At 50.3% G+C, this 15,373-nt stretch carries 8 protein-coding genes; 5 read left to right on the top strand and 3 right to left on the bottom strand.

All coding sequences use genetic code 11. From position 1 onward, the window contains the following. Positions 1-329 (top strand): transposase (locus tag HRU10_11295; GenBank protein NRA27816.1); only part of this gene is annotated, 329 nt, incomplete at its 5' end. An 814-nt stretch (positions 330-1,143) separates the two neighbouring features. Here the strand turns inward: HRU10_11295 and HRU10_11290 are convergent. The 3 genes from HRU10_11290 to HRU10_11280 are packed head-to-tail and all read right to left on the bottom strand — an operon-like array spanning position 1,144 to position 4,188. Next, complete coding sequence (locus HRU10_11290) at positions 1,144-1,824, bottom strand: ABC transporter ATP-binding protein (GenBank protein ID NRA27815.1); 681 nt, start codon at positions 1,822-1,824, stop codon at positions 1,144-1,146. A 3-nt stretch (positions 1,825-1,827) separates the two neighbouring features. Beyond that, positions 1,828-3,066: an ABC transporter permease gene (locus tag HRU10_11285; GenBank protein NRA27814.1), complete on the bottom strand. Its 1,239-nt coding sequence runs from the start codon at positions 3,064-3,066 to the stop codon at positions 1,828-1,830. Between the two features lie 9 nt (positions 3,067-3,075). Beyond that, on the bottom strand, positions 3,076-4,188 hold the full coding sequence (locus HRU10_11280) for an efflux RND transporter periplasmic adaptor subunit (protein NRA27813.1): 1,113 nt from the start codon (positions 4,186-4,188) through the stop codon (positions 3,076-3,078). A gap of 769 nt (positions 4,189-4,957) precedes the next feature. On the opposite strand from HRU10_11280, the gene HRU10_11275 reads away from it, so the two are divergent. The 4 genes from HRU10_11275 (at position 4,958) to HRU10_11260 (ending at position 15,158) form a co-directional block, all read left to right on the top strand. Next, positions 4,958-5,359: a VOC family protein gene (locus tag HRU10_11275; protein NRA27812.1), complete on the top strand. Its 402-nt coding sequence runs from the start codon at positions 4,958-4,960 to the stop codon at positions 5,357-5,359. 554 nt (positions 5,360-5,913) lie between these two features. After that, on the top strand, positions 5,914-6,618 hold the full coding sequence (locus HRU10_11270; GenBank protein NRA27811.1) for an HAD family hydrolase: 705 nt from the start codon (positions 5,914-5,916) through the stop codon (positions 6,616-6,618). An 89-nt stretch (positions 6,619-6,707) separates the two neighbouring features. Further along, positions 6,708-8,888 (top strand): AMP-binding protein, encoded by a 2,181-nt coding sequence (locus HRU10_11265; GenBank protein NRA27810.1) that lies wholly within the window; start codon positions 6,708-6,710, stop codon positions 8,886-8,888. A 138-nt stretch (positions 8,889-9,026) separates the two neighbouring features. After that, on the top strand, positions 9,027-15,158 hold the full coding sequence (locus tag HRU10_11260; GenBank protein ID NRA27809.1) for an LLM class flavin-dependent oxidoreductase: 6,132 nt from the start codon (positions 9,027-9,029) through the stop codon (positions 15,156-15,158). The last annotated feature ends 215 nt before the right edge of the window (positions 15,159-15,373 follow it).

Here is a 15,373-nt window from a genome sequence, read left to right as displayed (position 1 = left end):
CTTTAGAGGCAGAAGGCGTTCCTGAGATCATCAATACAGACCAAGGCAGCCAATTTACTTCAGATGCCTTCACGGGCGTCCTAAAATCCCATGAGATTAAAATAAGCATGGATGGCAAAGGCAGAGCCTTGGACAACGTGATGATCGAACGGCTATGGCGCACGGTCAAATATGACGACATCTACATCCGCGGCTACGAAACGATGTCGGAGCTCCATCGCGGTTTCTCGGCATTTTTCAAAAAATACAACAATCGCAATCACCAAAGCCTTGGAATGAGTCCTTTGGAAAAATACCGCTCTGGCTTTGAGCTGAAGCAAGCCGCATGAATCCCTCGCTGCCTTCGCTCCGCTCCGGCCTTGCCGCTACCGCGGCCCCCCTTTGGGGACGGCCTGCACTCCGCAAAGGCAGCGACCCCATAACACACATACAAACCATTGAACGTGTTCAATCTCGACTTCCTTCAGGAGCTGGCTGAGCTACACCTTAACAGAACAAAAAAACCTGTCCAAGGTTCGGAACCACTTCAATCCTGTCCAGATCGCAATCCATGCGTACGCTTTAGTTTTCACAAAGAATTTCACAACTATCCCATGATTTTGACCACAGATCACGCAGATATTCACAGATCTTTATGAACAAGAGAGATTTACGAAAAAGAGAATCGTTCACAAAATTCTATAGGATAAAGCGTATGGATACCCCGCCAATTCAAAGGGTAAACATGTAACTTTCATCCTTCTTGAGGACAATCATAAACACCTAATAACAAAATACTTATCTGTGTAAATCTGCGTAATCTGTGGTCCAGGAAAATTAGAATTTCTATGGGATGCCTGTGAAAGAATTTCTCAGAAAAATGAACCCGTTCCGAAAATTGATACAACTGGCAGCGTATTAGACATGACTCAGGTTGTATGAGACATTACGTCGCGCAGCATTGTCAGTCCCAGGGAGGTTTAAGTTAGTGCATCTGACTGCATTGTTTCGCTGGCTAACGTCTCTTGTAATTTCAGATCATTGATGTTCGTCTATGTTGGACTATCTTATCTGTCCAATTTTACAGCAAAAGGTAGCCGGATTTTTCCGGTTACCTTTTGTGTTTCAGATAAGCGGGCAACACAACGTTCCGGGTATTCCTGTTCAATAGTTGACGATGCGGCCATCTAGCATCGATAAACAACGATCCGCTTGCTCCGCCAGGCTTGCATTGTGGGTCACCATCAACACACCCATCTGCTTCTCTGACGATAAGCGCTTCAAAAGCTGAAAGACACGGTCCGAGTTCTCCTGGTCCAGATTTCCCGTCGGCTCATCTGCCAGCAAGATACTTGGATGATTGGCGAGTGCCCGCGCAAGAGCAACGCGCTGGCGTTCCCCCCCCGATAGCTGGTGAGCTGGTCGATGAGCCAAATCGGACATATCGACCGCAGCGAGAAGCTCACGCGCATAATCACTCGATGCCTGTCTTGCACCAAGTTTCCGCATCGGGATGAGGACATTTTCCAAAGCCGTAAACTCGGGTAACAAATAGTGGAATTGGAAAACAAAACCAATCGCTTCATTCCTTAGACGCGTGCGTTCAGAATCTTCCGCTGGAACAGGTTTACCCGCGATCTCTATTTCGCCCCCTGACACTTGATCCAAAAGGCCAAGCGCGTAGAGCAAACTGCTTTTTCCACACCCTGAAGGACCAGAAATTGAAACGACTTCACCTGGACTGATTGACAGGTTCACATGATCCACTGCAACGATTCTACTGGCGCCCTCACCCAGACAGCATAACAGATCTTTGCATACGAGTGCCTGTTGAATTTCTCCCATTGGTTAGTTCCCCCGAATCACTGTTGCGGGTTCAATGCGACTTCCTCTGAGCGCGGGCAAAATACTCCCCAGCATAGCAATGATTAATGCGATTAATGCCCCGACGAGATAATCCACACTATCCCATGATACCACAAAATGATCGCTCGAGAATATGCCTCGGATGCGAAGTGGAATCTGAGTCACTAACCATGTGGTAGCGGCTCCAAATATCCAGCCTCCAGCAATCCCAACCACGGCGACCATAAGACCTTGGTAGAGAAAAACCCGGGTAATATCAGCGCGATGATAGCCCATAGCTCGCAGGATCGCTACCTCACGCTGCTTTTCAACCACCTGCATGGAGAGAGAGTTGTAAATGCCCAATCCCGCCAAGACGATCAGGGCACTCATGCTAATCCCTGCGGATACAGAGAGCGCATTGAATACCCCCAGCCACACTTGTTCGCGTTCCTGCCAGGATGCGGCAGCATGCCCCAGAGTAGACTCTATTTGAGCCGCGATCCATGGAGCATCGATTGGATCGTTGATCGAGAGTTGAATCGTCGATTCCCCAAAGGGTTTGCCCAGAAGAGAACGGGCTTCGCCAATATCGATGTAAATCCTCACCTTATCGATCGCACTCACCCCAGATTCCACAAGCGCCGCTATTCGATAACTACGAACTTGGTCGGACGATTCGAGTGTTATCATTTCCCCAAGGCGCACCCCCAAACTCTCAGCCATTCTGGGACTGATCATAACACTCAGTGTATCATGCTCAAAACTAACGCTATCCCCTAAGACCACCTGACTCTCGATAGACGAAACAAGACGATGGTCTTCGATCCGGATGCCATACAATGCAGCGATTTGACGCCGAAACCCACTACTCACACGAATCTGCGATTCCAAGACTTCTGATTGTCCAAGAATCGCCTCAAATTCAGACAGCGCATCCATAAGTAAACCCGGATAGGCAACGCCCTCTTCGTATTGCTTTCCCTGGCGCTGTCTGACCCGTAACAACTTACCATCCACACCAAGCTCCATGGGCTCTAGAGTATCCTGAAACCGATCAGTAACTTGAATTGCTCCATTCGTTCCCAAAATTGTTTCTACAAAGAACGATTGATAGCCTCCGGTCTGAGCTTGCGTAAGGATGTAAAACCCTACCCCTAGAACTACCCCGAATAGGCTCATAGCCATGCTTCGACGACGCGAGAGTGCAAAGCGATAGGCAATAGTGAGCGCGACGTCCATTTTATCGAATTATAATTTCTTTATAGAAATACTCTCCCCATCTCGGAATCGATGTGGACGGTCCACAATCACCCATTCCCCAGCCTCGACACCCGAAAGAATCTCTACTTGCTCCATACCCACAAAACCGGTTTCAACCTCACGGATTTCAACTTTCCCTTGATCAACAACGTAGACATGACCGCCAATCCAAGCTCGGCGAGGGACAACAGTCACGGAACTCCGTACATCTTTTATCAAGACGGCCTGTCCAGTCATTCCAGGAACCAGATCGCGATCATTTAAATCCAATTCCACAAAGACGCTGCGTTGACGATTCACAGCATTAGCTAACGGAGACAATCCAGTCACACTCCCCGTAAACGTTTCTCCTGGATATGCCTGAAATCGGCCCTCGACTAAATTGCCAATGGCTAACCCCGCGAAATCCTCCTCACGAACCGAGACCTCTATAAAATTCTGATGGGAAAAAATGCGCGCCACTGAACTGCCTGGGTTCACGATATCCCCTTGAAAAACATAGGTTGCATTTAAAGTACCGGCGCTCGGTGCAACGATGGTCATTTGTTGTTTTTCGAACTGACGCTGCGCCAATTGGCTTTCCAATAAAACAACCTCTTGAGTTCGGCGCTGCTTCTCCTGGCTTGCCAACAGAGTCAAACGCTCAACCTCTGCCTCAATGTTTTCAATTTGCGCATTCGACACACGCCCGGCCTCTCCCAAAGCGGCAAGCTCGGATTGCTCGCGATTGAGCCGATCGACTTGGAGCTCAAATTCAGACGGACTTTTCTCACGATCACGAGCGCTGGCTAACTGCAGATTGAGCAATTCGATTTGAGAATCTAATTCAATCGTATCGAGTTCCGCAATCATCTCTCCCACCTCAATCGAAACCGCCTGATCTATCGGTAGCGCGGCTACCCGACGCACGACTCCGTACCGTTCGGACTTTACAACAGTTTCGAGAACAGACTTCACCTCGAGGTTGCCCGCGATCGCATTCACGGCATCCCCCATCACAACAGGCTCCACGATAGCCTCAGGCTTATTCTGGCCTATAATCCACCAAAAGCCGCCACATACGAGACATGCACTCAAGCCTAGCCAAATCGTTTTTGTCATCTACCGACGAAGACACGACCTGATGACGGATCGATCAAGCCAGAAGAAATTACACGCACACAACTAAAGAGTCACGATCGCCGGGGCCTAGAGAAACTAGCCATACCTGGGAGCCTGTATTCACCGAGCTCATTTAGGCGCCTACTCCTTCGATAACTCGTGATACGACTCCACGCATAGAAATGGAGTAAATAAGATGGTTCACAGCCATTACTCCGGCGAGGAGAATAGGTCTCCCGAAAGCAATCTTTGCCCATCTGAAAAATCTGCGGTTAAAATGTTTTACCTCGCGCTCGCTTCGCTCGAGGCGCGGAGAAAATACTGGATGAAAATTGAATCACAGGCAGTTCAACTGCGATACAGATTGGTAGGCATCTAACCCATAGTCGACGATGCTCGAAAGCAGTCGAAAATATGGATGATTTGAGCTGAATCCTCACGTCATGAAGATGGCAGGAGAAATTAGCGTTAATTCGCGTCCATTAGCGGATAGATCCAAATGCCAGAAATCCCAACTAGCCACTACTGACACGTCGCAACTCAGCCCATCCCTATCCAAGCGGACTCTTCCCCCAAAGACCTCACCCCACACTCTTTTTCCTCGCCCCAATATACCAAAGTACTTTTAAAAACTATCCATCCGCGCACGCGAAGCACACAACCAAGCACATGATGTTCAGCCACTTCCATCTCGCCATCACAACAAACATAAATCCCCAGAATTATCAGGACGATTCGTTGATATAATATTAACTGTTCGGCATTTAAAATGATCAGAATCTTCGACCATATTGACCTTCGAGTCTCAAATCTAGAAGAGGCACAAGTATTTTACTCGGTGTTTCTTCCGGCCATCGGTTTTCCTGATTTAGACAAGATTCCGATTGGCAACGCTTATCATGCTCGACGGGATCATCCTAAGCCAGAGTTCATTGGATTGATCGAAGACCCCAAGCACGTCCCTAACTCGACTCGTCTTGCATTCTGGGCAGAAACGAAGAACGATGTCGATCGCCTTGGAGAGTTGGTGACTTCGGCTGGAGCTAGGAATATCGAGGGCCCAATGTTTTGTCCTGAATATTCGCCTACTTACTATGCTTTGTATTTTGACGATCCTTGCGGAAATCGACTAGAACTATGCAGTCGGTTCGTTACTCAAAATAAAGACTAGCCGAACAAGACAGAGCTCACAACGTCGGCAAGCCGCCGCGTGAGTCTTTGGCGTATGGGGTAAAAGAGAATGCCGTCTTCGCAGCAGAATCAGTTCGTTTCAACGCAAAGTATATCTTCCCCGTATTTTGCGCACCCGAAGAGATTCTGCCCCTCCACCTAGCCAAGGAAAGTGTTCTACACCCAAATCCGAGTTTCATCTGCGCTTATCCGTGGCAAAAGAGTATGTTCCTCACGCCCGCTCGCTGCACTCGCTCAAAACGCAAAGAGCCCAAAGAAACTGCTTCCGCGTCCTTTCTGCGCCTTCCGCGGCTCGATCATCTATCGCTCCGACCCACTCCGTCGCCAAAAATCTCTCACGGGGGCGCCAAGGCACGGAGAAAAGTTTTGCCAGTATTTCTTCGTCGGCTACCAATCGAGATCTGAACCTGATGACGTTCTAACAGAAAGCGGCATGATGCACCACCCCTTCACCCAATCCCACTCCACCGGTCACCCATATCCAGCCGGTGGCCCCAATGTCGGCTAGCGCCGTCATCAGGGCACCTTATCGAGATGGAGATTGGGCGTGCAGTTATTTTTGATCTTGGTGATACGCTCGTTGAATACGAAGGGATTCCTTTGAGTTGGAGTGAACATTATCAAGATGCTCTAAAGTCTCTGGCGGAATATCTCGAGGCTGCACCCAGTAAGAGCCAATATAAATCAGCGTCTGAGGTGTTATCACGTTTTAACACTCGCAAAAACCCGCGAGAAAACGAGTTTAGCTTCTCTGAGATCCTTGATGAGGTGTGTCGTAGTCTTGGAGCAAGTGGTCAAGATGCCGGGTGCGTTCTAGGTGCTGCTAGGGCGTTCTTCAAGGTATTCAGACAGAGACTGTCATGCTTTCCTGAAGTGCATGGTTGCTTAACCCGTCTCAAGAAATCAGGAGCGTCGATCGGGGTCTTCACCGATGTTCCGTATGGCATGCCTCGGGAATTGGTCATGGAGGATATTCAGTATTCGGGTTTGTCGGAACTCGTCGACGTGGTTCTTACCTCAGGCGATTGCGGCTGGCGGAAACCTTCGAAGGTAACGCTTGAATCCATATGCGAGGAATTAGGATATATGTGTCGCGACGCAATATATGTCGGGAACGAGCGCAAAGATATTGAAGTTGCGTTAAAGTCCGGCTGTGGATCGGTGCTTATTGATCGGGCTGGTTCGGGAGCGGATTATGGTCAAGATCTTACGCTCCCTGATTTGTCGGAGTTGGCATAGTCTCAACAACTTATAGAATGCCTGTCCCTTAAGATTCTCGTTTCAATTGGGCCTTTTCTTATTCTGTTTAGCTGTTTGTTTCTCTCTCCATGAGCCTTCAAGTTTCGTCGTCTGGAACAGATACTATCGTCTCTCGTTTGGCCCTTTGGGCTGAGCAGCAGCCGGATAAGGTGGCGTATACTTACCTGAGGGAGAAAGATGGCATTGAGGTGTGCCTTGGCTTTGGTGAATTATGGAGGCAGACCCTTGCAGTCAGTGCTGAGATTCGGGGCCGTGCCATTACTTCCGGATCTAGGATTCTGCTTCTATACAGCCCTGGTATCGCCTTTCTTCCTGCTTTTTTGGGCTGCCTCCATGCAGGAATCATCGCCGTTCCTGCCTATCCTCCGCGCAACCAGAGGCATATGCCGCGTATCGAACTCATCTTAAAAGATGCAGAGGCTCAGGCAGTTTTCACACAAGCAGATGCCGCTGCAAAAATCGAAGGATGGATTCAATCAGAGCACTTGCCAGTTGTCGCTACCGATACGTTGGGAGACTCCGTTGATTCAGAAGTCCCTTCCTTTCGCTCAGCTGGGCCGGAGGACATAGCTTTCCTACAATATACTTCGGGTTCCACCGCAGCTCCGAAAGGGGTAATGGTCACGCACGACAATATCATCTTCAACGAAGAGATGCTCACCGAGGCAACGGGACTGACCGAAGAGTCTACCTGGCTCACCTGGCTCCCGGTTTTTCATGATATGGGCCTGATTGCTGGTATGCTTCACCCGCTTTACTTGGGAGCACATTGCGTGTTTATGGCACCTGCTGCTTTTATCCAGAAGCCTCTTCGCTGGCTACAAGCAATTACCAAATATCGGCCCTGTACGACAGGAGGCCCTAATTTCGCTTTCGAGCTCTGCCTTCAAAAAATCAAAGATGAGGACAAAGTGGGCCTCAATTTCAGTAGCTTAAAGAGCCTCTTCAATGGATCTGAGCCAATCCGTGTCGAGGTCATGGAGGCTTTCGCCGAAAAATTCGCCGACTGCGGACTCAATCCCTCGTGCTTTTTCCCGTGCTATGGCATGGCCGAGTCTACTTTGATCGCATCGAGTAATCCAGCTGGGACTTTCCCCATCTACACCGCCTTCGAGGCCTCTGAATTAGAGCAAAACCTGGCAGTGGAATCAACTCTGACAGATGAAAAGGCCATCCGTTTGATGAGCTGTGGGAGCTCTATTCTAAACGATGAAATAGTTATTACCGATCCTAGCTCGCGTAATCGGCTTAACTCAGGCTATGTCGGCGAAATTTGGATTCGGGGCAGGCACGTTGCTAAGGGTTATTGGAATAACCCTGAAGCTACGAGAGAGACCTTTCACGCATACACTTCGAATACGCATGAAGGGCCTTTTCTTAGGACAGGCGACCTCGGCTTCTTCTACAAGGATCAGCTCTATATTTGCGGCCGCATCAAGGAACTGATCATCCTCCGAGGTCGGAATATCTACCCACAAGATGTTGAGCTTAGCGTACAGCAGGCAGTAGCTGGGCTCCGTCCATCAAGCGGAGCGGCTTTTTCGATAAGCCAAAACAACGAAGAGCTTCTAGTTGTTGTTCAAGAAGTTGAGCGCGAAGCATTGAGGAAATTGGATTTCAATCAAGCTTGCCTAGCTATCCGGCAAGCAGTCTCTCGCGACCACGAGGTCGATATTCATGCTATCGAGATCCTATCACCGGGGGCATTGCCCAAAACTTCTAGCGGTAAAATCCAACGTCGAGGGTCTAAAAGGCAATTTGAAGAAGGTAGTCTAAAAGCGGTCTTCAGGTGGCAAGCGACAGCCGAGACTATGAATGCCGCTACCTCACCCCACCCAAGCCTACTTCACTCCGATTCAAAAAACGACGACTCGTTAGCGCTAACTCGATGGTTGCGCAAAAGTGTAGCCACATCTGCGGGTCTTTCTTTCACAGATATAGATTCTAATGCTCCATTCACTCAATACGCACTCGATTCCACAAAACTCATAGCACTCTCAGGGCAGTTAGAGGAGCATCTGAAGACGCCTGTATCCCCCACCCTTTTATTTGATTTCCCATGCATTAGCCAATTGGTGGATCATTTAACAGACGCAGAACTAACCCAATCACCTACCAAGGCGGAAGCAAAATCTGGCGACGTCGCAATAGTCGGGATGGATTGTCGCTTACCAGGCAAAGCAGATTCTCTGGAAGCTTTCTGGCAACTATTGGTAGACGAAACGGACGCAATCAGTGAAATACCATAGGATCGCTGGGACTGGAGGGCATGGAATAGAGGGCAGCGGGAGCCCGGCAAGACCACCTCAAAGTTTGGCGGCTTCCTTGAGCAAATAGACCAGTTTGATCCCAGTTTTTTCCGCATCTCCCCGCGTGAGGCAATCCAGATGGATCCCCAGCAGCGTCTGCTATTAGAGGTCACATGGGAAACACTCGAGAACGCAGGTATCAATCCCGAGACACTCCGTGGGTCTAAAACATCGGTCTATGTCGGCATCAGCAATAACGACTACGCAAATATAACTCTGCGTGGTGCCCCAGAGATCATCGATAGCAATACCGGAACCGGCAATGCCCTGAGTGCCGCTGCCGGGCGTTTGGCCTACCACTTTGGCTGGCAGGGGCCAGCCATGGCAATCGACACTGCTTGTTCGGCCTCGCTCGTCGCTGTGCATCAAGCCTGTCAAAGCTTGTTGAATGGCGAATCCGAACTGGCTCTCGCAGCAGGAGTAAACCTGATTTTGACGCCGGAACTTACGGTGACATTCTCCCAAGCGCAGATGATGGCACCGGATGGCCGTTGCAAGGCATTCGATGCATCGGCCAATGGCTATGTGCGTGGAGAAGGTTGTGGAGCCGTGCTTCTCAAGCCACTTGAAGCCGCCCAAAAAGACGGCGATCCGATATACGCAATCATCAAGGGTTCTGCCGTCAATCAAGACGGTGCGAGCAATGGCTTGACCGCTCCGAACGGCCCTTCGCAAGAGAAAGTGGTTCAAGCCGCTCTTGATAAAGCTCAGTTAAACCCAGAGCTAATAGACTATGTCGAAGCCCACGGGACGGGGACCTCATTGGGTGATCCTATCGAAGTCAAAGCGCTGGCTCGGTCGCTGAAACGGTCTTCTCCAGAAGCACCGGCGCTAAAAATTGGTGCAGTAAAATCGAATATTGGCCACCTCGAAGCGGCAGCAGGCATCGCCGGACTCATCAAGGTCGCCCTAGCGCTAAAAAACCGACACCTTCCTGCAAACCTTCACTTCAAAGCGCCTAATCCGCATGTTCCCTGGAGCGAGATGTCTGTCGAAGTAATCGCAAAATCAGAGTCCTGGAAATCTGATAAGCCACGATACGCCGGAGTCAGTTCGTTCGGATTCACCGGAACGAATGCTCACGTCATCCTCGGCTCTGCACCTCACTCGGCTCTGCAAAAAAATGATTCTGAGGTCCACCGTTCTTTCTGCCTGAGCGCTCAAACACCGGATGCTCTCAAAGACGCAGCACAACGGCTGAAATACTATTTTGAACAAAACACTGAGCTGCATCTGGATAGTGTCGCACAAACACTCGCTTTAGGCAGACAGCCGATGCCCATCCGCGCCTCATTCACAGCGGATTCACATCAGGCATGTTTAGACCAGCTCAGTAAGTTGATCGGGGACGCACCCTGGGAAAGAGCTACACATGCAAACGACTCCAGAATCTGTATGTTACTTACAGGTCAGGGGTCACAGTATCCGGAAATGGGAGCGGCGTTTTATCGACACAATCCTATTTTCAGAGCGACGTTCGACCGCTGCGACTCACTGCTAGAACCGTTGCTTGGGGAGTCGATATCCAACGTTTTGTTCGGGCAAAAGTCTGATTCCATCCATCAAACACGACTCGCCCAACCGGCTCTATTTGCACTCGAATACAGCCTTTTACGGGTCTTCGACAGTCTCGGGATTAAGCCGACAGCGCTGATTGGCCACAGTTTGGGAGAAGTCGTGGCTGCATGTTGGGCAGGAGTCTTTAGCTTAGAAGACGGACTCAAATTAGTAGCGCACCGCGGACGCTTGATGCAGCAGCTTCCGGCTAATGGTGCCATGACGGCAGTTTTTGCCGAAAGCGAAATAGTCGAGCCGCTCATCCGGCGCTATCCCGACCTGGCTATTGCTGGGCTGAATGCTCCAGGAGAAACCGTAATATCGGGTTCCCGAGGGGCTATGGGACAGATTTTGGAAACCCTGGAGAAGAGAGCAATCCGAGCGATTCCATTAAAAGTCTCTCACGCATTCCACTCTCCGCTGATGCTCCCGATAATCGAGGATTTTCGCTCCATTTTAAATGAAATTGAGTTCCATGCACCCGAGATCACGGTCCTGAGCAATTTGACCGGTGAGCCCGTCTCCTCTAACACGATCATCCAACATGAGTATTGGCTGCAGCACGTGTTGAGCCCAGTTCGATTCGCCGACTCGGTGCGCTTCTGTCAAGAATCAGGATACCAAACCTTTCTTGAAGTAGGGCCCAAGCCCATCCTGACCGGTCTAGCCAAAAAGTGCTGGGGTAAGCATCCCGCCCATTGGATGCAGGCCCTGAGCCCAATGGGAGGGCCATTAGAGGACTTCTCAAAAACCTTAAGCACCTTGTTTGAGCAAGGGCATGCGATCAACTGGTCAGATTTGGCCAAGGTCCGTGTAACGCCCAGCATTCCGCTACCGAACTACCCGTTCCAAAGGCAGCGCTACTGGGTTACTACCACACCAAAAGCCCCAGAAATTTCGCCCCCCAAGAACCAACATCCGATACTCGGTGCAGAATTCCCCGGACAAGGAGACCAGCCTGATGATAAGATCTGGATCAAGCGAATCAACGCGGGTGAGTTTGACGGCTATGCCACTCAGGGAAGGGAAACAATTCCGACGAGTTGGTTTGTTGAAGCGGCCCATGCCGCATGGGGATCTAAACATGAAACCGTTTGCGTGTGCGATAACATGAAATTCTCACCACCGAGTATTTCCAATGACTCGCTTGAACTGCAAACAATATTGCGAGTCAGACTTGATGGCCGATGCGCCGTCAAATTTTTCTCTCGCTCCACCCCCGATGACACCTGGCAGTCCGCGGCTGCAATGGACATTGCTCCAGCGCCCGAGCTGAGCTCGACCGCAACGCCAAACCTAGGGATGGACTTTGGCATCATGTTCTTCAACGGGACCGAATCTGAGGCACCCGAAGACAATTATCGCCTGGTCTTGGAATCGACACGCTTTGCGGATCGGAACGGCTTCAATAGCGTATGGGTGCCCGAACGCCATTACACTGAGTTTGGCGGCCTGTATCCCAACCCCGTCGTATTGTTATCCGCTCTCGCTCGAGAGACTCAGAACATTCGGCTTATGGCAGGGAGTCTGGTTATGCCCCTCCATCATCCGTTTCGTGTAGCCGAGGATTGGGCACTCGTTGACAATTTGTCTGACGGAAGGGTTGGGCTGTCTTTTGCACCCGGTTGGAATCCTGGGGACTTTGCTATGTTTCCAGGGAACTACGACCACCGTAAAGAAATTCTATTCGATGGATTAGACACCGTTAGAAAGCTCTGGCGCGGCGAGCCTGTTTCCGCTACCGGCGGCAATGGGAAGGACATTAAAGTATGCACTTATCCCAGGCCGATTCAACAGGAACTACCCTACTGGATCACGGCTGCCGGAAATCCGAAGAGCTTTTACCGAGCCGGCCAGGCAGGAGCCAATTTGCTGACGCACTTGCTCGATCAAGGGCCGGAGGAGCTCAAGTTGAAACTTCAGGAATACAAAGCTGGACGTAGCGATGCGGGCCTCGACCCTGAAGGTGGACACATTTCGATCATGCTGCATACCTTCGTCGGACCTGACGATGACAGGGTACGGAAAATCGTTAGGGCTCCTTACTGTGCCTTCCTCAAAGAGAATTTGCACTTACTCAGGGGATTGGCAGCAAGCCGGGGGACTGATGTCGATATCGAGGCCTTGAGCGATTCCGATAAAGATGAATTCGTCGGGTTCTTGTTCGAGCGCTTCTATGCAGAACGCGCTCTGATGGGAACACCAGACAAGTGCCAAGCTCTCGTCGATCAACTCTGTAAAATCGGTATTACCGAAATTGCGTGTCTTCTCGATTTCGGTGTCTCTACCCAGGACATTCTGTCGAACCTGCCTCACCTCAATCAGCTAAAAACAAAATACCCGCAGACTATGCGAAGAGCTGAAACGAAAGAGCCTGCAATCGAAGATGAAGGTGTCATTCTCGATAGACTTAAAATGGATATGGAAGGCAGCCGCTTCTATCTTCAGCTAGAACACAGAGGTGCTTCAATACCGTCGCGGATGAAGGGAATTCTGAATTTGCGGCGCAGCGATGGTGAATGTTGGGCAAAGATTTCCAACAGCGCGTCAACCAACGCAGAAATGGCACTACAGACATTCGCCGCGGCTATTCCTGATGAATCCTTTGCACAAGGCGGTGGCCGCTATTTCTATCCGAAATCGATTGGGGAATGGATAGAAAACACAGGAGGCAACGCATGTTCTGCCCACGCGAGAATTACCCGAAGTGATTCAAATAGTTATGCCGGTGATGTGACTCTTCTCAATACCACGGGAGAGCTAGTCGCCTACGGTCGAGACATTGTCTTTGCGACAGAGGAAACACAGACCGTAAATGAATCTGGACAGACGCTGAGTGATCGCACCTACGCGATCGAATGGCGTAGCAGAGAGCGCGATACTTCAAAGCAATTCTCTAACGAAGTTGATCACTGGAGCGTGATCGGCCAAAGCCTATCGCAGGCTCAACATTTAGTCGATGCACTGGAGTCGCACTCGGTAAGCGCTCAGCGACTATCCAGTGGACTTGATATCCCGGATCATGGAGTTGCAGGGATTGTCTGGATTGCATCTAAATCCATAGACCGAGATTCTGCCGAAGTATTACTCAAGGACCTATTAGAGACGACACAGATGCTCTCTCAAAATTCACGAGCAGCCAGCATCTGGATTCTCTCGGAGAATGCACAACCTATCGCTGTTTCCGACACGATCACGGGTCTCCATGCCTCTCCATTATGGGGCTTCGGTAAAGTGATTGCGCTTGAGCACCCTCAGCTCTGGGGCGGCGCGATCGATATCGATGATTGGGAAACCACCGAAATCCACCTCGCTATCCAAGAAATGCTTCAACCCAACGGCGAAGATCAGGTGGCTTTTCGCGATAGCCGAAGGATGATTTCACGACTCGAACGTGCCGCTGCACCGGAACCAAATTCCATAGCCTGCGACCCGGATGCACGCTATCTAGTGACAGGCGGCATGGGCGGCATCGGGCGCAGACTTGCACGCTTTTTAGCGAGTCGTGGCGCACGCGATCTTATTCTAGTTACGCTCGGCAGCAACAAACCCGATGAAGGTAGCGAGCGACAAACAGTTTTGGGCGAATTACGGGAAAAAGGCATCCACATTGAAGTCATTACAGCAGATATTTCTGATTCCGTTGCCGTCTCGGATATTTTTGAATCAATCAGAGAATTAAACAAACCTCTGAAAGGTATCTTCCATCTAGCTGGGAAACCTGAAATTCGCTCCATAAATGAGACTGTTTTCGAAGAGCACCGAGACATCCTAGATGCAAAAATCGCGGGGACTTGGAATCTGCACCAACAAAGCCTGACCTGCGACTTAGATTGGTTTGTCTGTTATTCATCGATCTCAGGAGCTTGGGGCTCTGCCGGCCAACCCTTCTACTCAGCAGCAAATCATTTTCTGGACGTATTCGCTCACTATCGCCAGGCCCAGGGCCTCACTGCGACGGCTATCAACTGGGGCCCCTGGTCTGAGGGCGGTATGCTTACGGAAGACAATATGTCGCAACTTGCAGCCATGGGCATCTGGGGATTCAGCCTCCAGGAAAGCCTGGAGACACTGGAACAACTGATAACCTCTGGAGCTGCTCAACGCATCGCAGTTAAAGTTGACTGGCGTATCTTCAAGGACCTCTTTGAAACAAGGGGAAGACGCCCTGTCTTAGATATGATGGTCGCTACGGAAAAGGAAGAAACTGCCGTCGCTGAGAGCATGGCACTGACCTCGTTTGCAGAGGAACTTATCGCGGGTCGAAAGGATTCTGGAACAGCACGATTGTTAGTGCTCCTCCACCAGGAAGTTGCTTCTGTTCTAGGTTTTTCTGATGTCTCCGATTTGCCGAAAGACCACGGATTTTTCGAGATGGGACTCGACTCCCTCATGGCCATCGAACTCAAAAATCGGCTGCAAAGTGCCCTGGGCCTCCCCCTAAAAACGACGGTGGCATTCAATTATCCGAATGCTCCAGCACTAGCTTCGTTTCTTTTCGAAGAACTTTCAACTCAGAGTAGTGAATCCACTCCTACAAAAAGAATTGCCGACAAAATACGCGATACGTCGATCCTTGAAATCGATCAAGCAACCAAAGAACTGACCGACGAGGAACTGCTGTCGCTTCTCGAGAAGGAATTGGAAAGTTGAACTAGGGATGTCGCGGTTACACTGGCGGTCAGCCTTTACCGGAACTCAAGGCGGCGACGAAGCGCCGCTCTTCCAGCTTCCTCTATGATTGGATGGGAACGCTTTGACGTGACCCATGGCCAAAGAAAATCAGACAATCCAAGCGACCGAATTTGCGCTGAATGCCCTAAGGATTTCGCGCAAGAATCGCGCCTGTCTGCTCATGTTGAAAATAT

The organism is Opitutales bacterium (genome assembly GCA_013215165.1).
Taxonomy (GTDB): Bacteria; Verrucomicrobiota; Verrucomicrobiia; order Opitutales; family JABSRG01; genus JABSRG01.
The sequence above is the reverse complement of the archived record's forward strand: the minus strand, read 5'-3'. Positions and strand labels throughout refer to the sequence as shown.

Bases quoted from the DNA above. Each gene is read 5' to 3' on its own strand.
- HRU10_11260 (NRA27809.1), top strand. From the start codon at position 9,027: ATGGATCCCCAGCAGCGTCTGCTATTAGAGGTCACATGGGAAACACTC.
- HRU10_11285 (NRA27814.1), bottom strand. From the start codon at position 3,066: ATGGACGTCGCGCTCACTATTGCCTATCGCTTTGCACTCTCGCGTCGT.
- HRU10_11275 (NRA27812.1), top strand. From the start codon at position 4,958: ATGATCAGAATCTTCGACCATATTGACCTTCGAGTCTCAAATCTAGAA.
- HRU10_11280 (NRA27813.1), bottom strand. From the start codon at position 4,188: ATGACAAAAACGATTTGGCTAGGCTTGAGTGCATGTCTCGTATGTGGC.
- HRU10_11265 (NRA27810.1), top strand. From the start codon at position 6,708: ATGAGCCTTCAAGTTTCGTCGTCTGGAACAGATACTATCGTCTCTCGT.
- HRU10_11270 (NRA27811.1), top strand. From the start codon at position 5,914: ATGGAGATTGGGCGTGCAGTTATTTTTGATCTTGGTGATACGCTCGTT.
- HRU10_11290 (NRA27815.1), bottom strand. From the start codon at position 1,824: ATGGGAGAAATTCAACAGGCACTCGTATGCAAAGATCTGTTATGCTGT.